General features: G+C 65.4%; 24 protein-coding genes and 1 other annotated feature. Of the genes, 16 read left to right on the top strand and 8 right to left on the bottom strand.

The features are described 5' to 3' along the window. Nucleotides 1-279 precede the first annotated feature (279 nt). Entirely contained in the window at nucleotides 280-1767 is a 1488-nt protein-coding gene (locus IG171_RS12215) for a serine hydrolase domain-containing protein (protein ID WP_212127706.1), read from the bottom strand. Nucleotides 1768-1886: 119 nt separating this feature from the next. Between IG171_RS12215 and IG171_RS12210 the strand changes: the two genes are divergently transcribed. Next, a complete protein-coding gene (locus IG171_RS12210) occupies nucleotides 1887-2375 on the top strand; it encodes a histidine kinase (protein ID WP_212127705.1) in 489 nt (162 codons plus the stop codon). Next, nucleotides 2312-3025, top strand: a complete 714-nt coding sequence (locus tag IG171_RS12205; protein ID WP_212127704.1) for an ATP-binding protein — start codon at nucleotides 2312-2314, stop codon at nucleotides 3023-3025. Before IG171_RS12210 ends, IG171_RS12205 begins: the two co-directional genes overlap by 64 nt. Here IG171_RS12205 and IG171_RS19070 read toward each other — a convergent pair. Further along, nucleotides 2926-3189, bottom strand: a complete 264-nt coding sequence (locus IG171_RS19070) for a hypothetical protein (protein WP_249204375.1) — start codon at nucleotides 3187-3189, stop codon at nucleotides 2926-2928. The two genes, IG171_RS12205 and IG171_RS19070, sit on opposite strands and share 100 nt — an antisense overlap. Between IG171_RS19070 and IG171_RS12200 the strand changes: the two genes are divergently transcribed. Then, nucleotides 3073-3702: a response regulator transcription factor gene (locus tag IG171_RS12200; protein ID WP_249204338.1), complete on the top strand. Its 630-nt coding sequence runs from the start codon at nucleotides 3073-3075 to the stop codon at nucleotides 3700-3702. The genes IG171_RS19070 and IG171_RS12200 overlap by 117 nt on opposite strands. A 509-nt stretch (nucleotides 3703-4211) precedes the next feature. Here the strand turns inward: IG171_RS12200 and IG171_RS12195 are convergent. Then, nucleotides 4212-5377 (bottom strand): IS3 family transposase gene (locus IG171_RS12195; protein WP_249203671.1). Its coding sequence is split into 2 segments (ribosomal slippage): nucleotides 4212-5090 and nucleotides 5093-5377, totalling 1164 coding nucleotides; the frame shifts between segments, so codons are not numbered across the junction. Nucleotides 5378-5427: 50 nt separating this feature from the next. Next, the gene (locus IG171_RS12190) at nucleotides 5428-5988 is read right to left on the bottom strand and encodes a hypothetical protein (RefSeq protein WP_212127702.1); all 561 of its coding nucleotides are present in this window, start codon (nucleotides 5986-5988) and stop codon (nucleotides 5428-5430) included. 485 nt (nucleotides 5989-6473) lie between these two features. Between IG171_RS12190 and IG171_RS12185 the strand changes: the two genes are divergently transcribed. Next, entirely contained in the window at nucleotides 6474-7133 is a 660-nt protein-coding gene (locus IG171_RS12185) for a recombinase family protein (protein WP_212127701.1), read from the top strand. Nucleotides 7134-7232: 99 nt separating this feature from the next. On the opposite strand, the gene IG171_RS12180 is transcribed toward IG171_RS12185, so the two are convergent. Further along, nucleotides 7233-7595, bottom strand: coding sequence for a hypothetical protein (locus IG171_RS12180; protein ID WP_212127700.1), 363 nt, complete (start codon nucleotides 7593-7595; stop codon nucleotides 7233-7235). A gap of 503 nt (nucleotides 7596-8098) precedes the next feature. Here IG171_RS12180 and IG171_RS12175 point away from each other — a divergent pair. Next, nucleotides 8099-8410 (top strand): transposase, encoded by a 312-nt coding sequence (locus IG171_RS12175; RefSeq protein WP_212127336.1) that lies wholly within the window; start codon nucleotides 8099-8101, stop codon nucleotides 8408-8410. Beyond that, nucleotides 8359-9321 carry an IS3 family transposase gene (locus IG171_RS12170; protein ID WP_349252154.1) on the top strand — a complete coding sequence of 321 codons (963 nt, stop codon included), beginning with the start codon at nucleotides 8359-8361 and terminating at the stop codon, nucleotides 9319-9321. The genes IG171_RS12175 and IG171_RS12170 overlap by 52 nt, the downstream gene beginning before the upstream one ends. Then, nucleotides 8368-8500, top strand: a sequence feature (AL1L pseudoknot). It overlaps the preceding gene by 133 nt. A 129-nt stretch (nucleotides 9322-9450) precedes the next feature. Here IG171_RS12170 and IG171_RS12165 read toward each other — a convergent pair. Both IG171_RS12165 and acs read right to left on the bottom strand, forming a co-directional pair. Beyond that, a complete protein-coding gene (locus IG171_RS12165; RefSeq protein WP_212131668.1) occupies nucleotides 9451-10842 on the bottom strand; it encodes an IS1380 family transposase in 1392 nt (463 codons plus the stop codon). A 372-nt stretch (nucleotides 10843-11214) separates the two neighbouring features. After that, nucleotides 11215-13161 (bottom strand): acetate--CoA ligase, encoded by a 1947-nt coding sequence (gene acs, locus IG171_RS12160; RefSeq protein WP_212127699.1) that lies wholly within the window; start codon nucleotides 13159-13161, stop codon nucleotides 11215-11217. Nucleotides 13162-13471: 310 nt separating this feature from the next. Here acs and IG171_RS12155 point away from each other — a divergent pair, with 310 nt between their 5' ends. The 9 genes from IG171_RS12155 to IG171_RS12115 all read left to right on the top strand — a co-directional run bounded on the left by IG171_RS12155 (nucleotide 13472) and on the right by IG171_RS12115 (nucleotide 21196). Then, nucleotides 13472-15709, top strand: coding sequence for a hypothetical protein (locus IG171_RS12155; protein ID WP_212127698.1), 2238 nt, complete (start codon nucleotides 13472-13474; stop codon nucleotides 15707-15709). Between the two features lie 262 nt (nucleotides 15710-15971). After that, nucleotides 15972-16979 carry a septum site-determining protein Ssd gene (gene ssd, locus IG171_RS12150; protein WP_212127697.1) on the top strand — a complete coding sequence of 336 codons (1008 nt, stop codon included), beginning with the start codon at nucleotides 15972-15974 and terminating at the stop codon, nucleotides 16977-16979. Further along, the gene (locus IG171_RS12145; protein WP_212127696.1) at nucleotides 16976-18148 is read left to right on the top strand and encodes a TadA family conjugal transfer-associated ATPase; all 1173 of its coding nucleotides are present in this window, start codon (nucleotides 16976-16978) and stop codon (nucleotides 18146-18148) included. Before ssd ends, IG171_RS12145 begins: the two co-directional genes overlap by 4 nt. Continuing rightward, nucleotides 18145-18837 (top strand): type II secretion system F family protein, encoded by a 693-nt coding sequence (locus IG171_RS12140; protein WP_212127695.1) that lies wholly within the window; start codon nucleotides 18145-18147, stop codon nucleotides 18835-18837. Before IG171_RS12145 ends, IG171_RS12140 begins: the two co-directional genes overlap by 4 nt. After that, the gene (locus IG171_RS12135; RefSeq protein ID WP_249203670.1) at nucleotides 18801-19427 is read left to right on the top strand and encodes a type II secretion system F family protein; all 627 of its coding nucleotides are present in this window, start codon (nucleotides 18801-18803) and stop codon (nucleotides 19425-19427) included. Before IG171_RS12140 ends, IG171_RS12135 begins: the two co-directional genes overlap by 37 nt. Before the next feature lie 45 nt (nucleotides 19428-19472). Continuing rightward, a complete protein-coding gene (locus IG171_RS12130) occupies nucleotides 19473-20075 on the top strand; it encodes a GNAT family protein (protein ID WP_212127694.1) in 603 nt (200 codons plus the stop codon). A 177-nt stretch (nucleotides 20076-20252) separates the two neighbouring features. Then, nucleotides 20253-20489 carry a DUF4244 domain-containing protein gene (locus IG171_RS12125; protein WP_212127693.1) on the top strand — a complete coding sequence of 79 codons (237 nt, stop codon included), beginning with the start codon at nucleotides 20253-20255 and terminating at the stop codon, nucleotides 20487-20489. A 6-nt stretch (nucleotides 20490-20495) separates the two neighbouring features. Continuing rightward, on the top strand, nucleotides 20496-20882 hold the full coding sequence (locus IG171_RS12120) for a TadE family protein (RefSeq protein ID WP_212127692.1): 387 nt from the start codon (nucleotides 20496-20498) through the stop codon (nucleotides 20880-20882). Then, nucleotides 20879-21196 (top strand): Rv3654c family TadE-like protein, encoded by a 318-nt coding sequence (locus IG171_RS12115; RefSeq protein WP_212127691.1) that lies wholly within the window; start codon nucleotides 20879-20881, stop codon nucleotides 21194-21196. Before IG171_RS12120 ends, IG171_RS12115 begins: the two co-directional genes overlap by 4 nt. A gap of 5 nt (nucleotides 21197-21201) precedes the next feature. On the opposite strand, the gene IG171_RS12110 is transcribed toward IG171_RS12115, so the two are convergent. Further along, nucleotides 21202-23478, bottom strand: a complete 2277-nt coding sequence (locus tag IG171_RS12110) for a DEAD/DEAH box helicase (protein WP_212127690.1) — start codon at nucleotides 23476-23478, stop codon at nucleotides 21202-21204. Nucleotides 23479-23512: 34 nt separating this feature from the next. Between IG171_RS12110 and IG171_RS12105 the strand changes: the two genes are divergently transcribed. Then, nucleotides 23513-25063, top strand: a complete 1551-nt coding sequence (locus tag IG171_RS12105; protein ID WP_249203669.1) for a class I SAM-dependent methyltransferase — start codon at nucleotides 23513-23515, stop codon at nucleotides 25061-25063. Nucleotides 25064-25175 lie beyond the last annotated feature (112 nt).

Raw genomic sequence — 25175 nt, 5'->3', positions numbered from 1 at the left:
AACACACTCCAGCGCGCTCCTACCGCACAACGTGCAGCGCGGCTGATCGACGAGAATCATTCCCGGAACCCAGGGTTGTCTACGGACTCAAAGGAACTTGGGGTTGCGCAGGCATGGGGCGGCCGATTGCAAATGTGACCCCGTCGCGGGAACGGCAATAGCCGAGTCGTCCCGAAGCCTCGATACCCGGCTGACCAAACTATGGAGAGTCGCCTTGAATGAGTTAGCAACAGAACTACGAGGCCTTGGCAAACCGCGCGCATCCGCACTGCAGAGCCACTAAGAACTTCGGCGCTTCATATATATGCGCATCGCTCGAGTGGCGGTAAGCAACCCGATACCGCCCGCTGTCACCCATAGCGCGAGCACCGGGACGGGCGCAACTGCGTAGAGAACTGGCCAGGTTGCGCTCCGCCCCATCAGAAGCGAGCCGAGCCACGGGATCATGGTGATGGCCACCGTGACGAGGGTGCCGGTCGCCAAGGCGGCAGCCATGCGCACTCGTCCCGCACGCGACGCCCATCGTCGACTTCGGGCGATCCCCAGGCCGCACAGACCCAGCACGGCGAGCACGACCCCGGTGACGACGATGTCGCGCACCGGTCCCGGCGCAACGGGAGGGTGACCGAGCTCCCCTGTCGACCAGCCCTGATACAGGTGCGAGGCGACCTCATAGGCCTCCGGGGTCGATCGCGATTGCAGGACTGCGATTCCCACCCCATCCGGGAAGAGCCCCTGATAGGCGCTTGTTCCCGCGCCAACACCGGAGTGCGACACTCGCTGGACACCGCCGTCGGCAGGTGGACCGCTGTACCAGCCCAAGGCGTACAAGCCATTGTCCGGTGCTTGTCGACGGTGCAACTCATCCTTGGACCGTTGGGAGAGAACTGCGTCGCTGTCGGGCAGCACCCCATGCTGGAACCGAAGCCAAATGCCCATATCGTGCGCTGTTGACGCCATGCCGCCTGCCCCTGTGACCAGTGCGTCCGGCCCTTTGACCTGGATTACTTCGCCAAAGACGGGTGCATGGCCGGAGACGCCTGGTACTTGATCAGCAGTGGGCGCGATCGACGTCTCATACATCCCCAGTGGCTCGAGAATCTCCTGCTGGATGTACGCCTCGAAGTCCATCCCTGACACTTCTTCGACGAGCCACGCGAGCATCCAGTAATTCGCGTTGGAGTACGCCCAGTCCGTGCCGGGGTCGAACGCCAAGCGACTTTCCGCCAGGAGCGCTCCCGCGTCACTGGGCGACTGCGGCCCCGCCTCGTACTGGTCGAAGCCCAGAGACATGTCGCTGATCCCGCTGGACTGATTGAGCAGCTGGCGCACCGTGATGCTGTCGGCGCGACCATCGTCCATGCGGAACGCGGACAGGTACTGCACGACTGGGGCGTCCAGGTCGATCGATCCCCGCTCGACCAGTTGCAAGACCGCGGCGGAGGTGAACGACTTCGACAGGGACTCGATCCGGAACTGCGTGTGCTCGTTTACCGGATTCCCGTCGACGGTACCCGCTCCGGTCGCCAGTTCGACGGAGTCGCCTCGGGTGACGACGACGGCGATCGCCGGGACACCGCTGGCACTGACCTCTTCCAGCCACTGCTGGACCTCATTGCTTGCCGGGTCTGCCAGGGCCGGTGTCCCAGGCATGCTCGCTACAGCGAACGAGGCGGCCACAACGGTCAGCACGAGCTTGGTAGCACACGATCGAGAACCGCGAAGCATGCGCTGCAACAAAACGAGGATGGGCCCGAGTTTTCTCATGCCTTGACGCTATCAGCTGGCCGGCGTCGGCTACCAGGTCCATCTGGTTGTTCCTGAGGATGGGAGAACCCTCCGTTCGGCGGGGTGCGCTCACGAAGGCACGCGATAAGAATGGAGGTATGTCTGATGTAATCGCCTGGCTCATGATCATTCTTCCCGTCCTCGTCGCGGCGGTGCTCGCCGGGCGTCTGATCCTGTTGCACAGACGCGAGGCTGAGCTGGGTTGGGAGCTCGCGGCGCAGCAGTCGGCGTTGGCCGCTGAGACGGCGCAGCGCATCCGGTCTGAGCATGCGGCCGAGCTCGCGCGCACAATCCACGACGACCTGGGCCACCGCCTCACCCTGGCCGCTGTAGAGACTGCCGCGCTGCGAACCCGCGCGGGTGACGCCCTTGCTGCAGACCTGGAACATCTTCGATCGTCTATCGCCGATTGCGTTGAAGCGCTGAACAGATCCGTTTTGGGCCTCAGCGATCATCACGCCGATGGCCGCTTCGACAGCGGCATCGAGGGAATCGTCGAGCAGGTCCGAAGAAGTGGGGGCCCGTGCAGGTCGATGTCCGCCACAGTCCCAAGCTCGAAAATGCTCTGGACCTGCCAGCCGCAGTAGAGCGCGCTGTGCTCGCGGTCGCGCTGGAAGGATGCACCAACGCCCTGCGGCATGCCCCCAGCGCACCGATTCACCTCCGCCTGCGCACGGAGGCTGACGGTGTCGAGCTTGAAGTCGAGAACGGGGCGCCTGAGGACAAGGTCATGCTGCCTGCGGCACCACAGGGGACAGGACGCGGTCTGGCGGGTCTGTCGACACAGGTCGAGGCTCTCGGAGGCGAGCTGACGGCCGGACCCCAGGGCGACGGCTGGAGGCTGCGTGCTCGGGTCCCGCTGCGCCCCGCGGTGAGGATCGATGAAGCGCGGACGACACTCTCCAGGAAGCAGCGACAGATGCGGCGGAAGCTCATCCTCGTTCCCGCTGCAGTCGCAGCGGTCCTTCTCGCGTTGCCCATTGCAGCAGTGCTCGGCCAAGCAGCTTTGTCCTCACTGCCACCCGCAAAGTTTGCCAACATCGCGGTTGGCCAGCCGCAGACCGTCGCAGAGGCTCAGCTGCCCCGGCTCGAGATGGAAGCTCCGCCGGCACAGGTGGGAGGCGGCGACTGTAGGCACTACGAGTCGACGCTCAGCCCCTTCGACCGCACAGACGTGTACGAGGTGTGCTTCGAGGACGGACATGTCACCTCGACCACAACGATCCCAGCGCCATGACGCACCGAGCGACGGGCTCTGACCGCTCTGCCCCGATCCGTGTCGCGATCATCGACGATGAGCCGCTCATCAGGGCAGGACTTCGTGCGGTCCTTGAGAGCGACCCAGATATCGAGGTCGTCCTCGAGCGCGGCGACGGCGTCGGAGTTGTCCCGGCGGTTCACGGAGCACGATGCGACGTCGTGCTGATGGATGTGCGCATGCCGCGACGTTCGGGTCTGGACGCGATCGCAGATCTACGCGCTGCCAGAACCCCCTCACGCTTGGTCGTCCTGACTACCTTCGCCGACGCCGAGTACCTTCGGCGAGCAGTGGAATTATCGGTCGACGGGTATGTGACGAAGGCGAGCGCACCCGAGGACATCGTCGCAGCTGTCCATGCCGTGCACAGCGGAGGAGCGGCGCTCTCCCCGATCGTCGCGCGATGGCTCCTGGATAAAGCCGCCGGACCGATGTCCCGGCGGACGGATGCCCACGCTGCGATCTCCCGGCTAACCGCGCGAGAGCGGGATGTTCTATGCAGCATCGCGCGCGGGGAGCACAATGCAGGGATCGCACGCGAGCTGTTTCTCTCCGAAGCGACCGTCAAAGGCTACGTCAGTGAAGTGCTCAGGAAACTCGGCGTAGAGCGGAGAGTCCAGGCCGCGGTGATCGCGCATCAGGCCGGTTTGCTCTGACGCAAGAGGCCCGCGGTGCGGTTTAGGTGGCAGCGATCGACCTGGCATCCCCGTTGCCATGCTGAATGCCTAATCAAACCTGGCAGCGGACGGTGTTCCGCGCTTGCGCGGATCCGCATTGGCGGTTGCGGAAAATGGCTGCCAAGGTAATGCGGGCTCTGGAATGGACTCACCGTCGACCGAGGCGACGCTGTGGTCGCTCACGCAGGAATGCGAGAGTCCGCGCAACCGCAAATCGCGCGCTGTCGTGAGTCGCCGTCGGCTGTCGGCACTCGGTTACCTGAACGATGCGGGTGGTCCCCTCGGGGTGTACCTCAGTGCGCAGATCTGTCACAGAACCGCCGCCTTGGACCCTGTGCGACGGGTAAGCCTACGGTGCCTTAAATGTCGCGCAAAGTGGTCCTCAACGCGACAGAACTGTGCAGTTAAGGCCTGGTTGACTCATGGAGGAGCTCGCATCTCATTGCGCTGCCTTGGGACTGCCGCACCGATAGGTGACAGTTGGGGTGTCAGGCCGCGAGGCTCACGGCCGGGTTCATGATGGTCTCGTATTCGATGGGGGTCAATCGGCCCAGACGGGCCTGCCGGTGACGGCGGTGATAGGTCCTCTCGATCCAGGTGATGATCGCGATGCGCAGCTCCTCTCGGGTCCGCCACCGCTTGCGGTCCAGGACGTTCTTCTGCAGCAGGGCAAAAAACGACTCCATCGCGGCATTATCGCCGGCGGCACCGACCTTGCCCATCGACCCGATGAGGTGATGACGGTTCAACGCGTGGACGAACTTCCGGGACCTGAACTGAGAGCCGCGGTCCGAATGCACGATGCAACCAGCGGCGTCGCGACGCCTGGATATCGCGTTGTCCAGCGCATTCACTGCGAGGCGAGCCTTCATCCGGTCGCTGATGGAGTAGCCGACGATGCGGCCGGAGAACACGTCCTTGATCGCGCAGAGGTAGAGCTTGCCCTCGTCGGTCCAGTGCTCGGTGATGTCCGTCAGCCACAGTTCGTTGACGTCATCGGCGGTGAAGTCCCGTTTCACGAGGTCGTCGTGGACGGGCGGGCCGGGGCGCTTTCCGTTCTTGCCGCGCTTCTTACCGAACACGGACCACCACTGGTTGTCCCGGCAGATCCTCCACGCCGTGCGCTCAGACATCTTCTCGCCGGTTTCGGCGGCTTCGTCGACCAGGAGCCGGTAGCCGTACTCGGGGTCGTCGAGGTGGGCGCCCCGCAGGGCATTGGCTCGGTAGGCCTCGACGAGCTCAGCCTGGGTGACCTGCTGATGCCGCCAGCGGTAGTAGGGCTGGCGGGAGAGCTTCAGGACCCGCAGGGACACCGCGACGGGAATGCCGTCGTCGGCGAGCTCTCTCACGAGCGGGTACCACCTTTTCCCGGCAGGTTCGCCTGGGACAGGTAAGCAGCAGCGCGGCGCAGAACCTCGTTCTCCTGCTCCAGCAGCCGGTTGCGGCGGCGGAGATCGCGCAGTTCCGTGGAGTCCTCACGGGTCTTCCCGGGCCGGTTGCCGTCGTCGATGTCGGCTTGGCGGATCCATTTGTGGAGTGTCATCTCGTGGACGCCGAAGTCCTTCGCGATCTGCGCGATGGTGACGCCGTCCTCACGGGACCGGGCCACTCGCACGACATCTTCGCGGAACTCCTGGGGGTAGGGAGCGGGCATGGTGCACATCCTTCCAGGCCGCCCTACGGGTAAGCCAGATCAGATGTCACCTATCCGCGCGGCAGTCCCGCACTTAGAGCTTGTGTCGCGACTGTTGCCTGGATGGTGGGTGGTCCAGTGAGGGTTCCACCATCCACTACGAGGGCTACTTGAGACGGCGAAATATCTAACTGATCCAAAGTCGATGCAATGTCGGCACCAGTATCTACGTCGCCGTCAATAAGATCTTCGACGTCAATCCGGAGTACGGCACCTCTCTGATCTTCAGCGATAACTCCTGCGATAGCCGCAAGAGTGGCAGGTTCTTCGGTCGTTGTGACTACGGGAACTGCGCATACTTTGCCACGCACTTGGTCGAAGACGGCAGTGATTTGCGTGCCGAAATCAGAGTCGCTCACACCCTCGAAGTTGAGAAGTTGCACCCACACTGCATCGTCTTCAGTGTCCCATGCTTTGCTGAGCAAGGCTGGCGCTTTTTCTGCATCGATGAACTCAAGCAACGGAACCAATCGATCTTTCGGCGCGCTGGAAACTGCGCCAAGCTCAGCTGCTTTACCCTTGAGGATCGGAACATATGCGTCTGACGGCAACGTTGCCAACGGAGAGACCACGACTGCATGGTACCCGCCCAACGAACCTGCGTCTACAGCTCGCGAGGAACTCGTCAAACACGTGCCGTGCACCTTGCACTGCCCGGATGCACAGCGAAAGCCACAAATAGAGCTCGTGCAGGGTGCAATCTGCGGGCCCTTTACTGGCCCAGGCCCATCGATGAAGCCGAATCGTACGTAACACGTAACTTACGTCGGGTAGGGCCTCCCTGAGCGTACATTGAGCTGCTCGCAAACGCGACGAGCAAGAGTTTCGGTGATGATGTCCGCTGTTGTTTTGCGCGGTTCGCATCTCTTGCGTGTGGAACTGAAATACGGCAGGTCACAACTCCCAACGATGAGCGACTAGGGCGATACGGTCGGCCGTAGTTCGAGTGTCAGATCAAGGTGGCCCACTGTTTTTTGCAGCCCGTAGCGGTTCATAAACCGATATGGCATTGGACAGTCACCCAACCAACACTCAAAAACAGGAGACGGGCAAACACATGGACTACACAATCGGCTACGCACGAGTGAGCACGTCGGCTCAAAACACAAAAGTTCAGGAGGAACAACTGCTGAAGGCCGGATGCGACGAGATCATCAGCGATCCGGCCGTGAGTGGAGCGAAGAACCACCGTTCACCGAAGTACAGACAACTCTTCAAGACAGTGGAACGCAAGATCGAAGACGGCTACAACGTGACTGTCCTCGTACCAAAGCTCGACAGGCTCGGACGCAGCACGAAGGCCGTGCTCGAAGGACTTGAAACCCTCACACGCATGGGCGCTAGTTTTCGTGCGCTCGACGGCGGACTCAAGTACGAGGCAGGCAACGCGCACGACGAACTCGTCATCACCATCTTCGCCGCCCTCGCGCAGTTCGAGCGCGAACTCATCACCTCACGCATGAGTGAAGGGCGGGCCGCAAAGGTGGAGAAAGGGTTGAAGCTTGGACCTCGGCCGAAGCTCAACGACAGGCAAGTGCGCGCGATTCGCGAGGATTACAAGGACGGTGTGACTGATCGCAAGCTAGCCGACGATTGGGGCGTTTCGCGCTCAACCATCCATCGTGTGCTCGGCATCTACGGCTACGCGGACAAGGAGCCGTACGTGACGACGGAAGCATGGGAGAAGGCGAAGAAGGACGCAGACCGCAAGCGATGACCAACGACGACAACGGCGGCGAACCTGTGGAGGTTCGCCGCCGTTTTTTATGTAACACGTAACTTTCGCTCGAAAGGTCAGCTCTCGACGCGCTGTTAGTCACAAGCTCAGCTCAGGCAAATCCGTCCAAGCATGCTTCCACAGGAGTGGGAAGGCAACGCCGACACCCCAGAGTGCGAGGCTACAGATGACGGTCCGAATGAAGATAGAGTTCGATCTTTCGTGTCTGATGCGTAAGCGCCCAGACAGCCATTCGCGATGGTAGATGTCCCGATTGTCCGCTGCTTTGTCGTTCTCCAAGAAACGCAGTGTTGCCCTTCTTTGCCATGAGAAGAGAAGGTAGAACGGAATTGCCAGAACACACATCGCGAGCATCACTTTCGGAAAGATCGTGAATTCGTTGTACATGAGCGGCGAGGCAGCGAGGGCAGCACCGAACGGACTTAGTTCGATCAGCCTCACGGGTAGCAAGCGCAGCCGATGCAGCCAACGATGGCGCCATCTGCCAGCGGGGTTCCGACCGCGAGAGTAGGGCCGAGGAGGATACGGATCAGTTGCCATGATGGCGTTGAGTCCATTCGTTGGCATACCTCGATGGACGAAGACGCTCGCCGCAAAAGGTAGTCCGCAGAGCAAAACGCAGTAGAGCACGAGAGACACAACAACCACAGGTGACTCCTTACGAGCAGACTACCGCTGACTCCCCAGGGCCCGTTCTTCAGCTGCCGTGGTGCCGCCCGCAAGGCGCTAACGCTCCGAGAGGCGTACGTGATGTGAAGAACGTCTTGAGATCAGTTTAGGCCGCACCCTTTAAGCCTTGATCCACCGATCTGCTTGCAGGCAAGGGGTGCGGCTGGATTCGAGCGCGAGCATGACGTGAGGGCAGGAGGTAGCGTCCCGGTGATTCGTCCTTGGTTTGATGGAGGGTGTGCGGTTACCCAAGAAAGGACTACCCTCAACTCATCATGCCTACCTCGAAATATCCACCAGAAGTACGTGAGAGAGCCACTCGACTGGCTCTCGAGGCCCGCGCCGACCCAGAGACTCGAAACGGTGCCATCGCCCGCATTGCCGAGCAGACCGATGTGAACAAGGAAGCCCTGCGCAACTGGGTCAAGAAAGCCGAAGCAGCCAACCTGCCCGTCGAGACCGAGGACGTCCAGGCACGGATCCGGCGGCTGGAGAAGGAGAACCGGGAGCTGCGGAAGTCCAACGACATCCTCCGATCAGCGACCGCGTTTTTCGGCAAGGCGGAGTTCGACCGCCTACAGAAGTAATCGTCGCCTTCATCGACGAGAACAAGCACAGGTGGGGAATCGAACCGATCTGTCAGGTCCTGCGCCAGGACCTGGGCCTGAGCATCGCCCCATCAACGTACTATGCCTTCAAGACCCGTCCGGTCAGCGCTCGAGCCCAGCGAGATGCGGTGCTCAAAGAAAGGATCATGGCTATCCACACTCACCGCCGCAACAAGGTCTACGGCATCCGCAAGATCCACGCCGAACTCACAAGGACCTACGGCCCCGTGGCCCGGTGCACGGTCGAGAGATTGTGCAATGAGTTGGGCATCCGGGGTGTTGTGAGAGGGAAGTTCCCGCGGACGACGAAGCCCGGTCCCGAGACGAAACGACCGGCTGACCTCGTCAAACGTAACTTCACCGCTGCGGAGCCGAACCGTCTCTGGGTCGCGGATCTGACCTACGTTCCCACTGAGGCCGGCTTCGTTTACGTCGCGTTCGTCCTCGACGTATTCTCTCGAATGATCATCGGCTGGCAGACCTCGACGCGAATGTATACCGATCTGGCTCTCGATGCTTTGAATATGGGCATATGGGGCCGTAAACGTGCAGGTCACGACGTTGTAGGGCTGACCCACCACTCGGACAGAGGGGTGCAGTATCGGGCTCTGCGCTACACCCAGGCACTGGCTGAGGCCGAGGCAGTGGCGTCGGTGGGATCGATCGGCGATAGTTACGACAATGCCATGGCCGAAGCGCTGAACTCGTTATACAAATACGAACTCGTCTTCACCGACGGCCCCTGGTCCGGTCGCAACGATCTCGAGGCCGCGACGGCTGAGTGGGTGCATTGGTTCAACACCGAACGGTTGCATTCGATGCTTGACTATCAGACTCCCGCCGAGATCGAAGCAGCCCACTACACGAGCCTGCAGACTTCGGCGGCCTAATAACTGAACGAACGTTCAGCCTCCAGAAAACCCGGGACTTGACACGGTCTCTCACCGGTCTCTTCCACAAATGTTTCCCAAGGTCTCCTCCAGACCCTGCGGCGTTGTGCTCGAGTAGGAGCGGATCGGTCAGGACAATACTGTCCTTGGTGGGCTCAGCACTGCTTGCCAGAGTCGTGCGAAGTCCCTCGCCCACGGCCACTTCGTGGGCAGGTGCAGGATCAGCTTCCTGGCCCGGTGGGCAATCCGGGCGGGGATGCCGATGATGCGCGTGCGCAGCGTCTGGGCGCGCACTTTGCTTATCCGTCCACCGATGAGCCCGGCAGCAGCCCGCAGCAGGTTATGCGTGATCGCTGCGATCGTCACCCAGGCGGCATTGGCGTTGAATACCCCGGAAGGCATATGCGCCAAGGCCCCGTTCTTCAACTCCGCATGGATCTGCTCGATGATCGCGTGTCTGCGGTGGACTTGATCAGCAGCGACTGTGTCGAAACGATCCCGGTCGATGGTGGTGAAAAACGCGTGGTACCGGTACAAGTCGAACAAGGGATCCTGCCCACTCGCGCGTTTGGTCTCGTTGAGTTCCGGGATGCGGCGGACCACCAAACGCCCCGTCGTGTGCAGGGACTTCTTCTTCGAGGTGAACGCGGTGAACGGGACCTCAGCGACTTCAGCTTTGCTGATCCAGGCCTCGGAGTCTTCGTCGTAGATCGCTTCGGGGTATTCGATGCCTGTCCATGCGTCGTCGCTGATCGACCCGATCGCTGCCTTGATCCTTTTGTCCATGCGCACCGTGATCGACACATCCGCCCCGCCGTCGTGGGCGGCTTTGACGACGCCTGATGAGTAGTATGCCGAATCAGCACGCACCAGCACCGGGGCACCGGAGCCGATTCGGGCCGTGGTGGCCAGGGCGTCGGAGACGAGTTTGTCAGCGCCCCGGGCTGACGAGGTTGAGCCTTTGCGCAGGCGCTGACCAACAATAATTTGGCCGGAACCGGCAGTCGAGGCTGTGGCCAACAGTGCGTTGAGTCCGCGGCTGCCTTGGTAGCCGAACCCGGCTCCTTGCTTCGCCGCGGAGTGAACATCGATGACGGTGTCGTCGATATCGACGAACACCATCGCTTGTCCAGTGTCTTCGCTGGTTGGCAGCAGCGGTGTGTGTTCGTTGAGGTTGGCCAGGAAACGGGAGGAGATCGCGTCGAGTTGCCGGACATGGCCGAAGGCGAACGAGCGCAGGAACGAACCCAGAGTCGAGGGAGCGTAGACGCGGTCGAACAGGTGTGTCATGCCGCCGTGGCGGACGAGGTTCATGTCATCGATCGAGTCGGCTCCGGCAGCCATCCCGCCGATGAGTGTGGCCAGTTTCGCCGCCGGGTTCGCGCCTTTGTCAGCGCCGGTGGTCGACACGGTCAGACGGTCTTCGGCGAGGTCGAGCAAGCCGGCCTTCTGGGCGAGGCCCATGATCGGGACCAGCCCAGTGGTTGCGGTGAGGTTCTCATCGTCGAAGGAGTGGGACACAGTCGCGGGGGTGTGGTTGAATAGCACCTGAGAGGTGCCCCTTTCTGGGCGGGAATGTTGACTTTGAACATCACCATTTTCCCAGTTCAGGAGGGGCATTTCCATTCCACGCGCGCGCTTGAACGGCTACTTACATCGGTGGATCAAGGTTAAGTTGAGGCTAAGACGGTCTTGAGTGTGTGGCTATAGCAGTCGATACCTCACACGATAGCGACTGGCGAAGCGACAGTTGAGACTGTCAGAGGCAGGAAAATCTGTCTCACGCATAGGTGTTCACCAACGATGGTGAGCGAACGAGGCTAACAGAATGAGACGTGGCCGATGGGCGGCGGTGGACACGAAGAGGAACACCGCTGCCCATCGGCGCTCATGTCAGTCGCGAAGCTGACGAGCGATCGCGTCCATGACCGACGTGTCAGCGAGCGTGGAGGTGTTGCCCACCTCGCGACCTTCCGCCGTGTCCTTCAACAAGCGACGCATGATCTTGCCCGAGCGAGTCTTCGGGAGCTCGTTCACGATGAACACGTGCTTCGGCTTCGCGATGGGACCGATCTCCTTACCCACCCACGCACGCAACTCCTGCACGAGCGCGTCGAGGTCCGCACCGTCGTCGTCACGCGAATCTTTCAACACACAATAAGCAACCACCGCCTGACCCGAGGTCTCATCGGCAGCACCGACCACGGCCGCCTCGGCGACCTTGGAATGGGCGACGAGGGAGGACTCGATCTCCGCGGTCGACAGACGGTGACCGGAGACATTCATGACATCGTCGACGCGTCCGAGGAACCAGATGTCGCCGTCGGCGTCGCGACGGGCACCGTCTCCGGCGAAGTACGTGTTCGGGAACCGCGACCAGTAGGTGTCCTTGAAGCGCTCGGGGTCTTTCCAGATTCCGCGCAGCATCGCCGGCCACGGCTGGCGGATGACGAGGAGTCCGCCTTCGGGGCCGGCCGGGTTCTCACCGGTATCGTCGACGACGTCGACCGAGATGCCGGGGATCGGCGCTTGGGAGGAACCGGGTTTGGTCGACTTCACCCCGGGCAGGGGAGCGATCATGTGGGCGCCGGTCTCCGTCTGCCACCAGGTGTCGACGATCGGGCAGCGCTCGCCGCCGACCACCCGGTGGTACCAGCGCCAGGCCTCGGGGTTGATCGGTTCGCCGACGCTGCCGAGCAGGCGCAGGCTGGACAGGTCGTACTTCGCCGGGATCTCCTCGCCCCACTTCATGAAGGTCCGGATCGCCGTGGGCGCGGCGTAGAGGATCGTGGCCTTGTACTTCTCGACGATCTCCCACCAACGGCCCTGATGCGGGGTGTCCGGAGTGCCCTCGTAGACGATCTGGGACACGCCCGCGGCCAGCGGGCCGTAGGTGACATAGGAATGCCCGGTGACCCAGCCGACGTCGGCGGTGCACCAGAAGACGTCGGATTCGGGCTTGATGTCGAAGACGGCCTTCATCGAGTACAGCACCTGGGTGAGGTAGCCGCCGGAGGTGTGGAGGATGCCCTTGGGCCTGCCGGTCGTACCGGAGGTGTAGAGGATGAACAGCGGGTTCTCCGAGTCGAAGAACTCGCATTCGTGCTCCGGGCTGGCCTGCCCGACCGTGTCGTGCCACCACTGGTCGCGCCCATCGGTCATGTCGATGTCCTGCCCGGTGCGCTCGACGACGAGGACATGCTCGACCGGGGTGTCGCCGGACGACAGGGCCTCGTCGACGGCGGGCTTGAGGCTGGTGGGCTTGGCGCGGCGGTAGCTGCCGTCGGCGGTGATGACTACGCGCGCTTCGGCGTCGATGATGCGTGAGCGCAGCGCATCGGCGGAGAAGCCGCCGAAGACGACGGAATGAGCCGCGCCGAGGCGGGCGCAGGCCAGCATCGAGATCATCGCCTCGGGGATCATCGGCAGGTAGATGGCGACGCGGTCGCCGGCTCGGACACCGAGGTCGGTGAGCGTATTGGCCGCCTTCGACACCTCGGCGAGCAGCTCGGCATAGGTGAAGATGCGGGAGTCTCCCGGCTCACCCTCGAAATTGATGGCCACGCGGTCGCCATTGCCTGCGAGCACATGGCGGTCGAGGCAGTTGTAGGCGACATTGAGTCTGCCGCCGACGAACCACTTCGCAAACGGCGGGTTCGTCCAATCGAGGACCTCACCGAAGTCCTCGTGCCAGTCGACGAGATCGCGGGACTGCTCGGCCCAGAAGCTCAGGTAGTCGGCCTCGGCCCGTTCGTACTCATCGGCGCCGACATTGGCGGTGGCTGCGAACTGCTCTGGTGGGGCAAAGGTCTCGGCCTGCTCAGCGGTGCTTTCGGTCATACTTCCCTCCGACTCCTTTGGTGGATTGAAAATTCTAGTTGCACTGTATACCCGCCTGCCTGGGCCGAACAGCGAAGTTTTCGGCGATCAGCGGGGGAGGTGGGGGTAGCCACAGCGGGCCGAACGTGGTAAGGGTCACAGACGGGCATCCGCAACGCGCGAGACGGAGCATCCGGAGGGCGCGGAGGGCATGAATGAGTGCACAGGGGCCCTGTGTTCTGCAAGGATGGGACCAGAGTCTGTCGGGATCCGTGTCCCGGACAGACACAGCAACACTGTTCCCTTTCCCCGAGATCGAGTGGAGTAAGCGATGAGTTCGCCGCAGCATCCAACCGGGTCCGGACCACAGCCGTGGCAGGATCAGCCCCCGCAGCAGCCGGGGCAGAACATGCCCCAGCCCGGCGGCCAGCCATCGGCCCACGGACCGGGCCCGGGGCCGTTCGGGTCGGCTCCCGGTCCGGCCTACGGCTCCGCACCCGGGCAGCAGTACGGCTCTGCGCCCTACGGTTCTGCACCCGGTCAGAACGCCTCGGCACCGGGCCCCTACGGCTCCGGTCCTGCCCAGTACGGATCGGCCCCGGGCCCCTATGGCTCCGCACCTGCCCAGTACGGATCTGCGCCCGGGCCCTATGGTTCGGCTCCGGGTCCCTACGGGGCCGCCCCCGGACCCTACGGATCTGCGCCGGGCCAGTTCGGCGCGGCACCTGCGCCGAAGCAGGCGTCGGGCCCCGGACTCATCGGTCCGTTGACTCTGCGTGATCTGTTCCTTCTCTTCGCGGGTCTGCTCGCCCTCATCACACTGTTCGTGCCGTACCGCGATTACGGGTTCGACACTATGACCCTGTGGCACTGGAACGTCGCGGACATGGGCGCACTCGTCTTCAACGTTCTGGCGATTCTGCTGCTGGCGACGGCCGTGCTCGTCAACAAGCTCGGCAGTGGGCGACTGCGGGTCGGCTCGCTCAGCCTCGACCAGTTCATCTCGGTGCTCTCGGCGATGGCCTTCACCTACGCCTTCATCGACTTGCTCACCTCGGTGATCTACTGGCATGTGGGCGCCTACCTGGCGTTCTTCGCCGCGCTGCTTGCCTTCTTCGCCGGCGTGTTCACCGTGATCCCCTTCTTCGCCCGCGAATTCACCGGTCGCGAAGACATCGAGAGCCACCCGAAGGCCCGACCGGTGTCCAAGCACACGCCGCACCCGGCCCCCGTGGCCAATGTGCCCGGCGGTGCACCCGGATTCGCTCCCTACGGCACGGCCCCAGCCGGTGCGAGCCAGCCGGGTGGACCCGTCCAGCCCGGACCCGATCAGTTCGGACAGCAGAGCCAGTTCGCCGCCCCCGATCAGCCCGGCGCACAGCAGTACGGGCAGCCTGTCGGCCAGCAGCCCGGCGCACAGGCATACGGGCAGCCTGACCACCAGCGGTTCGGGCAGCCGGACGACGGTCAGCGTCCCAGCCCCTACGCACCGCCGCAGGAACAAGATGCTGAGCGCCAGGCGAGCGCCTATTCGGCACCGGCCGAGGGCCGAACCGCCGAGCAGGACCCCGCGTCGCCGGCCGGCGAAGCGAAGGCTGCCGATGATTCGGCAGAGGCGTCGGGCGACTCGTCCGAGCGGCCGACGCACAGCACCGGTGACGGTCAGACCTACCTCGGCGCACGCGATTCGGATGCCCCGCAGCATTCGCAGGCCGAGCCCACTCAGGCCTTCGGCTTCGACGCGGGCCGCGAGCAGGCCGATGCCCGTGACGAGCAGACCTTCGCCTCCGCTCAGCCCTCCGCACCCGAGCAGCAGGTCGCGGACAGCGGTGACGATTCGCCCTCCGGTGCGGCGGCAGCTGCCGGAGCCGGTGCCCTCGGTGCCGGAGCGGCAGCCGCCGGAGCCGCGGCGAATTCGGATTCCGAACGTCGTCGCGGTCGCCACGCCGCCCCGGACTCCGAGGAAGCCAACGAGGCTGGCAGCCCGCAGACAGACGAGCCGGTCGCAGACGCGGACTCGACCGACGAGGAAGCCTCGACAGTCGTCTCTCCGGCGGACAGCAGCGACCTCGTGTCGAAGGTCAATTCGAAGTCCTCGGACACGAACGCCGCCGGCGACGAATCCTTGTCGTCAAGCGGTCAGACCTCTCAAGGGCGGTCGGCTGCCGCCGCGGAGCCGACGGCCGCTGCCGAGAGCGAGGAGCCGACTCAGTACGTGCCCGTCGCCTCCTACGGCGACCGGGCGGGAGCACATGACGACGCGGGACCAGGTTCCGCCCGGACGGACGAGGACACCGTGACGCAGACGGCCATCGACAGCGAACCGGTGCCCAGCGACGCCGGGCAGGACAACCGTCAGGACGCCGGTCGCCCCATCATCCAGGCGTTCTGGTTCGCCGTGCCCGAACCTCGCGAAGCCGTCGACCCGACCACGGGAATGCCGGTGTTCACGATCTACCCCGGCGATTGGTATCTCAGCCTCGAGGACAACGGATCCTGGTTCAAGGTCCGTGACACCGACGGCAAGGAAGGGATCCTGCGCAATATCGAAGGAATCCAGCGCGGCTGAACCGGCGGGTGCCGTCGACCCGGTGAGCACCGACTCGAACGTCGCAGCTGTGGACACAGCGTGGGCCAGACGGTGCGGGCAGGCCCCGCACCCTGCGAAGGCCCGAGACGAAAACCGACGCTGACCAGGGGCGACGACCCAGGCGCACCGAAAGGGGCACCTCCTGTGACTCGAACTCACAGGAGGCGCCCCTTCGCCGTCGTATCCACAGGGGCCCACCCTGATCTGGTGCTCACATCGAGGCCCGCGACAGGCTCGGCACATGCAAGTAGCCCTCATCACCGACCTCGGCGCGATCACCGAGGAATGCGCCCGGGTGGCCGAAAGCCTCGGGGTGATGCTCACCGTTCTGCCTCCCGACTCAGGAGGATGGCAGTCGGCTTCTCTCATCCTCCTCGGCGAGGATGTCAGGGAAGCCCCCGTGACCGACCGCGCCGACCGCATCCTCGTCGTCCTCGACGACGACGAACCCGGCTCGACCTGGGCGAAGGCGGCCCAGCTCGGCGTGGACCAACTGGCCGTGCTGCCGGCGGCCGCAGAATGGCTGAGCGGACGGATGATCGCGGCCATCGAACCTCCCGTCGCCCCGGGCACCACTGTCGGAGTCGTCGCCGGATGCGGCGGTGCCGGAGCCTCCGTCCTCGCCTGTGCGCTCGCCCGACGGGCCGGTGCCGATCACAGCACCGTGCTCGTCGACGCCGATCCGCTCGGCGGCGGCCTCGACCTCGTCCTCGGAGCCGAGCAGGTCCCCGGACCCCGCTGGACCGACCTCAGCGCCTCCCGCGGACAGCTGCGCCCCTCGACGCTGGCCGATGCGCTGCCCCGCCATGATGGACTGGCTCTGCTGTCCTGGGGCCGTGATGACACCGTCGACCTCGATCCGGACGTGTTCGACGATTTCCTCGCCGCAGCCGGTCAGGCCTTCGACCTCGTCATCGTCGACCTACCCCGCCACGCCCCACCCCAGTGGACCCGGCGCTGCCACCACGTGCTGCTCGTATCCCCGGCCCGGGTCCGCTCCGCTGTGGCCGCCTCCCAGGTCGCCAAACGACTCTCGCAGGCGCACCCGGATGTCCGCCTCGTCGTCCGCGAGACCGGAGCCGGCGGCCTCGACTCCGAACTCCTCGCCGATTCCATCGGGTTGAGCCTGGCCGGCAGCATCCGCGATGACCGCGGACTGTCCGCCGCCGTCGACCGCGGTGAGGGCATCCCCGGAGGCGCCCACCTCGGCCGCCTCGTCGATCGGCTGCTGGGGGAGTGGGTGGAATGAGCGAATGGCTCGACGCCTCCCTCGTCGCCGAGGTCCGCAAGACCCTGCTCGACAAACCGGGACCCGTGACCACTGCGGCCGTCGCCGAGGCGGTCCAACGCACCGGACGCGTCCTCGGCTCGTCTGCCCTGCTCGAGCTCGTCACCCGGCTGTCGGCACAGCTGTCCGGGGCCGGGCCCCTGCAGTCCGTGCTCGAAGTGCCGGGCACGACCGACGTGTTCGTCAACGGTCCCCGGGAGATCTTCGCCGACACCGGCGACGGCCCCCAGCTGCTCGACCTGTCCCTGGGGTCCGAGGACGAGGTGAGGTCCCTGGCGGTGCGGCTGGCCGCGCTCGGCGGACGTCGCCTCGACGATGCCAGCCCCTATGTCGATGTGCGCCTGCCCGACGGGGTGCGGATGAACGCGATCGTCCCACCGATCTCGGCAGAGACGACCACGATCTCGTTCCGGGTGCCCAAACGCTCCGGATTCCCCTTCTCCCAGCTGTGCGCCGAGGGGTTCGTCCCCGACGAGATCAGCCCCCTGCTCGCCGAGGCGGTGGAGGCACGGGCGAACATCCTCATCTCCGGAGGCACCGGGACGGGCAAGACGGCCCTGCTCGGTGCCCTGCTCTCACAGGTCGGGGCCGATCAGCGCATCGTCATCGTCGAAGACTCCCGCGAACTCATCGTCACCCATCCGCATGTCGTCCAGCTCGCCGCCCGGCAGGCCAATGTCGAAGGCGGTGGGGAAGTGACCCTGACCGATCTGGTGCGCAACGCCCTGCGGATGCGGCCCGACCGCCTCGTCGTCGGTGAGTGCCGTGGGGCGGAGGTCAGGGACATGCTCACCGCTCTCAACACCGGCCACGAGGGAGGGTGTGCGACGATCCATGCGAACACCGCCGATGCCGTGCCCAGCCGGGTCGCCGCCCTCGGGGCGCTGGCGAGCATGAGCCCTGCCGCAGTGTATTCGCAGTTCTCCACGGCCATCGATCTCGTCGTCCATCTGCGCCGGTCCGGCTCCGAGCGGGGCGTGACGGAACTGGCGATCCCGACCCGGACGGGAGCCGATGGGGTGGTGATGGAACCGGTGTGGGGCAGGCCCTCACCATCGTCCGGAGGGACCGTCAACCGGCGGGCACTGGCACGGTTCGAAGCCGTGCTCGAGCAGAAGTCGGCCGGATGATCGTCCTCACCGCCGTTCTCGTGGTCGCAGGCATCGTTCTTGCCGCCCCCTCGGACCCGGGCGCGCGTCTGCGGCAGCTTCTGCCCCGTGACGACGACGATGATGCCGGGCGGCCGGCACGTGGGCTCTTTCGCCGAGGCGGGACGCCGGCGGATTCGCAGGCCGAGAGACTGTGGGCGATCGCCGCGGTCGAGTACTGCGCCCATCTGCTCAGGGTCGGGATGACCCCGCAGGCGGTGATGGCGACCCTGAGCCGCCAGAACGAGGCCCTGGCGCCGATCTCGCGAGCGATCTCCCTGGGGGAGGAGCCGGGCCGGGCCATCGCCACCCGCAGCGCCGCACTGCCCGGGCCAGCCGCCGAAGTGCTGGCGGGGATGGCTGCCGTGTGGACCGTGTCCGAACGCTCCGGAGCGCCCGCGGCCGAGATGATCCTGCGCTACGCCTCCGCCCAGCGCGACGCGCTCGACGCGGAACGCGAACGCCGGATCGCGATGGCCGGACCGAAGTCGACGGTGCGGGTGCTCAGCTGGCTGCCGCTCATCGGCATCGGCCTGGGGCTGCTCATCGGAGTCGAACCCGCTCAGCTGGCCACCGGCCTGCCCGGGCAGCTGAGCCTCGGTGGGGGTGTGGCCCTCTACGCACTCGGGCGCTGGTGGATGAGGACGATGATGCTGCGGGCGCAGCGGTGATCGTGATGCTGCCCGTGCTCATCGCAGCCTTCGTCGCGATCGGGGTGCTGCTGTGGTCGGACACGCCCCAGTCCCGCCTGCAGGGGCTGCTCGGCCGGCCCGGTGACGGGCCCGGCTCCGGAACAGACCACGGGACCGGTTCGGTCTCAGAGCGCACCGGCCCGTCCGTGGCCGATGATCAGCTGGCGTTCGATCTCGACCTCGTGGCGATCTGTCTGACCTCGGGCCTGCCGATTCCCGTCGCCCTGGCTCTGACGGCCGAGGCGACCGAGGACCGTTCCGGGCTCCAGCGGATCGGGAGAGCGATGACGATCGGCGGTCGGAAACTGGCAGAGGACGACCGGCTGCTGCCGGTTCTCGAGGTCTTCGAATTCTCCGAGCACACCGGAGTCGGTCCGGCTCCGCTCATCGAATCCGTGGCCAAGGAGCTGCGTGACTCCTCCCGACGTCGACAGCAGGAGGCCGCAGCGGCGCTGGGGGTGCGGCTGGTCCTGCCCTTGGGTGTGTGCATCCTGCCGGCCTTCCTGCTGCTGTCCGTCGTGCCGGTCGTCATCTCCCTCCTGTCGGATCTGGAGACCGTGTTCTTCTGAACGGGAGCTGAACCGGTTTTCAGGAACGGCCGATAGGCTCGACACATGTCACCGGTCACACCCTTCAGCCAACTGTCCAGCGTCGAACAGGCGGAAGAATACGCTGAGAAGCTCTTCGTCGGTCGATCCGTGCGATTGCGTCCCCTGCGTGAGGACGACCTGCCCTATCTCGAACAGTGGTGGTACGACCCCTCGATCGTCGTGCTGCAGAACCACACGGTCCTGCCGCGGCCCGAAGGGGGAGTCTCGGAACAGTTCTCCCAGTGGAGTGCGAACACCTCGAGCGACGCCGTGGGCCTGAGCATCGAACTCATCGACACCGAGGAGTTCGTCGGCCATGTCACCCTCTACGGACGCAATCCGATCAACCAGTCCGCGACTCTGGCCATCGTGCTCGGCCCTGAGTTCCACGGCCGCGGCTACGGCTCCGACGCCGTGCGCCTGGCCGTAAATTACGGCTTCCTGCAGTTGGGACTCAATCGCATCGAGCTGCAGACCTGGGCGTTCAACACCCGCGGCATCGCCTCCTATGCGAAGGCCGGATTCGTCGAGGAAGGCCGTCGCCGTGAGGCCGTGTTCTTCAACGGGCGCCGCCACGACGAGGTGATCATGGGCATTCTCCGCGACGATTGGGCGAGCAACTCCTGAACCGCGACTTCGACGCCGACGACTGTGGACGGCATCACCACTCGAACGTCCATGGCCTGTGGACGGCCGAACGGTATCCACAGGCCGGTTCTCTCCTCTGGACAGGCTCACGTCCTGCCTCGCAGGCTGAAGATCCGCTCGCAGAGTGCGAACGGATCCGCTGCCAAGGAGGAGAGCATGAGCACCACGTCATCCGCACCGGAGACCGAGGCCCCACCCGCCGAACCGGTCGCTGACCACGAGGCCGCCGACGAGTTCTGGGGAGCCGACACCGGAGCGACCACCGCCGAATACGCTATCACCACGCTTGCCGCCTGCGGATTCGCAGCCCTGCTCGTCGTGATCCTCAAATCCGAACCGATCAAGGAACTCGTCACCGGGGTCATCCAGACGGCACTCGGAATGGGAAGCTGAACCGAGATGGAACGCGGGCGCTCCCGTCAGCGGTTGACGGACCAGGAGCAGGACTCGGGCACGGCGACCGCCGAATTCGCCGTGGTCATGCCGGCCATCGTGGTCCTGGTCGTTCTGCTCACGGGAGCCGCCGCGGTCGGCTTCTCCCAGCTGCGCGCCTTCGACGCGGCACGATCGGCCGCCCGCGAGATCGCCCGAGGCGAGCCCCAGGCTGCCGTCGTGGCCGAAGCGAGGAAGCATGCGGGGACGTCATCGACGGTGTCGGTCCGCGCCGATGGCGGGTACTCGGTCGTCACGGTCACCATCAGCCTGCCGGCCGCGATCTTCTTCCTCGATACCGTCGATGCCTCCGCCACTGCCAGGTACGAAGGGGACAGAGGCGAACCGTCATGACGAACATCGTCGTCGGGCTCTGCTCCATCGTGTTCGTGCTCGTGACCGCGATCGGCAGCCTCGGTCAGGCCTTCGTCGCCCACAGCCGGGCCCAGAACGCCGCGGACCTGGCAGCACTGGCTGCCGCGGATGCCGTGCGCGGACTGGCCACGGGCGAGCCCTGTGAGATCGCCGAGGAGGTGGTCGAACGCAATGGTGGCCAGATGAGCGACTGCCGTGCCTCGCTGAGCGAACAGTCGGCCTATGTCGCGGTCGACGTCGACATACCGGGTCCGCTTCCGAAGGTCAGGGAGAAGGCCGTGGCCGGAAAATGACGCGCTCAGTCGAGCACGGTGCGCAGCAGACGCAGTGCGGCGTCCTTGTCCAAGGGCTCGTTGCCGTTTCCGCATTTCGGTGACTGCACGCAGGACGGGCACCCGTCGACGCATTCGCAGGCCGCGATGGCCGACCGCGTCGCCGACAGCCAGTCCTCGATGACCTCGCTGCCGCGTTCGGCGAAGCCGGCTCCTCCGGCCAGCCCGTCGTAGACGAACACCGTAGCCAGTCCCGTATCCGCGTGCAGCGCCGTCGAGACCCCGCCGATGTCCCACCGGTCGCAACCGGCGAAGAGCGGCAGGAGACCGATGGAGGCGTGTTCGGCGGCATGCACGGCTCCGGGCAGGTCGCCGGAGGCGACCTCGGCGTCGTCGAGCACCGTCTGCGGGATCGTCCACCACACGGCCTTCGTCTGCAGAGTGCGTTCGGGCAGATCGAGTTCGTGCTCGGCGATGATCGCACCGCCCCTCTTCGCCCGCATCCGGTAGGCGACGACCTGGTCCTTGACGTCGACGGTGCCGCTGCACACGGCCGTGCCCGAGGGCAGGACCCGCTGGGAGTCGGTGCTCACGATCGCGATCTCCGTCTGCGACCGCGGCTGGGTGGTGTAGTCGACCTCGGTGCGTTCGACCGCGACGATCTTCTCCTCGAGGTCGAGATCGAGCACGATGAAGTCGACGCCCTGATGAGTGTAGACGGCTCCCGGATGGGCGCCCGTGTGCGCTCCGGACTCGTCGACCGTGCCCAGCAGGGTCCCGGTGCTCGCCTCCACGAGGGTGAACTGGCCGCCTCCGGTCCCGCGGATGTCGGCCAGATCGGCAGCCGGGGTGTCCTTGGCCCAGAACCATCCGGTCGGACGGGCCCGCAGCATCCTCTTCTCGACGAGGTCATCGACGACCTCGGGCGAGTTGACCGGGAAGTGCGTAAGATCCGCCGACTTCAGAGGCACCTCGGCGGCGGCTGCACACAGATGACCGGAGAGCACATGCGGATTGCCCGGGTGGATGACCCCGGCATCGACGGGCGAGTCGAAGATGACCTCGGGGTGGTGGACGACATAGGTGTCGAGCGGGTCGTCACGGGCGATGAACACGGCCATCCACCGCTGTCCGGCCCGACCGGCCCGCCCCGCCTGCTGCCACAGCGAGGCCAGGGTCCCCGGCCACCCGGAGATGATGACGAGGTCGAGACCGGAGATGTCGATGCCCAATTCCAAGGCGCTCGTCGATGCCACGGCCAGAAGCTGGCCCGAACGCAGAGCCGTCTCGAGCATTCGTCGCTCCTCGGCCAGATAGCCGCCCCGGTAGGCGGCGACCTTGCCGGTCAGCGATTCGTCGATCTGCCCGAGCTGGTCGCGCACGGTCTGGGCCAGCGCCTCGGTGCCGCGACGGGAGGCGATGAAGGTGATCGATCGGTAACCGGCGCACATCGAATCGGTGATGACGTCGGCGGCTTCGACCAGACCGCTGCGCCGGTCCCCGCCGGGGGAGACCGGGGGCTCCCACAGGGCGAAGCTGCCCGAGGCCCGCGGGGAGGAGTCGGCGGTCACGGCATGAACGTCGCGGCCGGTGAGCTTGGCGAAGGCCGCATCGGGTTCGGCCATCGTCGCCGAGGCGCCGATCACGACCGGAGCGGCACCGTAGTGGACGGCGATGCGCAGCAGACGGCGGAGGATCAGGGCCACATGGGAGCCGAACACTCCGCGGTAGCGGTGAGCCTCGTCGACGACGATGTAGCGCAGGGACTTGAACAGGCGGGTGAAGCGTTCGTGCTGAGGCAGGATGAACCGGTGGAGCATGTCCGGATTGGTGAACACGATGTTCGCATGCCGCCTGGCCCAGTCCTTCGACGCCTGCGAGGTGTCCCCGTCATACGCGGCTGGACGCATCCCGCGGACGATGAACCGTTCGAGCTTGGCCAGCTGATCGGCCGCCAGCGCTTTGGTCGGGGCGATGTAGATGGCCGAGTCGGTGCGCAGCCTGTCACGGCTGGCCTGGATCGATTCGAGCACCGGCAGCCAGAAGCCCAAGGACTTGCCCGATGCCGTCGGGGTGGCGATGACGACATCGGAGCCGTCCCTGGCCGTGGCCGCGGCCTCGAGCTGGTGCTGCCACAGGGAGTCGACGCCGATGGCGTGGCAGGCGTGCCGGAGCTCCTCATCGATCCATTCGGGCCATTCGGCGTCGGACTCGAAGCGCTGCGGGATGTCGCGGACGTGGACGATGCGCTCATCCCGGGCACCGAAACCGGTGACGATGTCGAGGAGAGCAGAGGAGGCCATGGGTCAATTATGGCGCAGTCGTTAGGATTCTTCTGTGACTGATCTTCCGCTGACCCGCCTGGGCGAGGCCCTCTACCGTGCCGGATACACCGAACCGCGGCTGCGGCAGTTCTGGGGCTCGGCGGCCTCGGAGGCGCTGACGCGCAACAACGCCGCTCCCGCCATCCACCACTGCACCGACGTGCTGGCCGCGGAGACGGCCGGCGCCTTCGATCGCGGTCTGGCGAGTCTGGCGCTGCTGTTCCACTTCCACCGCCGCGTCGCTGTCGCAGACGTTCGGCAGGTGCTCGGCGAGACCGTCGACACCGCCGCCGAGGCGGGGCTGATCGACATCGAGGCAGGCGAGGCGATCGCCCCGTTCGCTCTCACCCCCTATGACCTGCCGGTGGGTGTGCCGCGCGGCTTCCGCACCGGGGACGAGAACCTCTACCTGGTGGCCGATCACGGCACACTCGTCACCCCGGAGACCCTCGGCCGCGAGTACGTGCTCGGCCTCGGTGGGGCGGGACGGACCCTGGTGAACCTGACCCCGCGAGACCAGGTCGACGTGGCCGCCGACATCGGCACCGGCTGCGGCATCCAGGCCCTGCTGCTGGCCCGCCACAGCAGACGGGTCATCGCCACCGACGTCTCACATCGTGCCCTGTCACTGGCTGCGCTGTCGGCCGAGATCAACGGGGTGAGCACGATCGAGTTCCGGCACGGGTCACTGCTCGACCCGCTGACGGAGCGTGTCGATCTGCTCGTATCGAACCCGCCGTTCGTCATCACTCCGCGCAGCACGGGCACGACCTTCGAGTACCGGGACGCGGGGATGACCGGAGACGCTCTGGTCCGACGGCTGTTCACCGCCGTCCCCGCGGTCCTGACCCCGGGCGGTCGCAGCGTGTGCCTGGGCAACTGGGAGACCACCTCGGGCAACGACGAGGGACCGGAGGCCTGGGTGGGTGAGGCCGACACCTCTGTGCTCGTCATCGAACGCGAGGCCCTCGACCCGGTCGCCTACGCCGAGACGTGGATCCGCGACGGAGGGATCGCCCGTGCCACACCGGCCTGGGACTGCGCCATCGCCGACTGGCTCGATGACTTCGCCTCCCGCAGCGTCGAACAGGTCGTCTTCGGCTATGTGTTCATGGCCAGGTCGCAGAGCGCGGACGACGGCGTGTTCCGGGCGCGGGAGCGGGTCACCTCGGCGCCGGCGAACAACCCGCACGGACTCGCCGAGTTCCTCACCACGGTCTTCGCCATCAGGTCCTGGCTGGCCTCGGCCGGCCCGGAGGAGATCGCCGCCACCGCCTTCACCCGGTCCCCGGACCTCGTCGAACACCGGCATTTCGTGCCCGGCCAGTCCGAACCGAGTTCGATCACCCTGGAGCAGGGCATCGGATTCGGGCAGGTCTTCGACCTCGACACGGCGCTGGCCGGATTCGTCTCCGTCGCCGACGGATCACTGACCGTCCGCCAGACGGCAGGGGCTCTGGCCCAGCTGCTCGACGTGGATGCCACAGCCTTGGAAGACCAGCTCATCGCCCAGGTCAGAGCCTTGGCCGCGGCCGGCGTGCTGCTGCCCGACAGCGCCTCCTGAGACACCGAGGTGCCCTGGGCCGGCCGGGAATAGGGATAGGATCGTAAACCGTTGATGCCGTGTCCGGGTCGAACGGCCCGATGAGTATCGTGCCCAATCAACAGTGTTACAT

It is taken from the genome of Brevibacterium sp. SMBL_HHYL_HB1 (genome assembly GCF_018208375.1).
GTDB lineage: Bacteria > Actinomycetota > Actinomycetes > Actinomycetales > Brevibacteriaceae > Brevibacterium > Brevibacterium intestinavium.
Note: the sequence above shows the minus strand (reverse complement) of the source record. Positions and strands in the feature narration are given on the sequence as shown.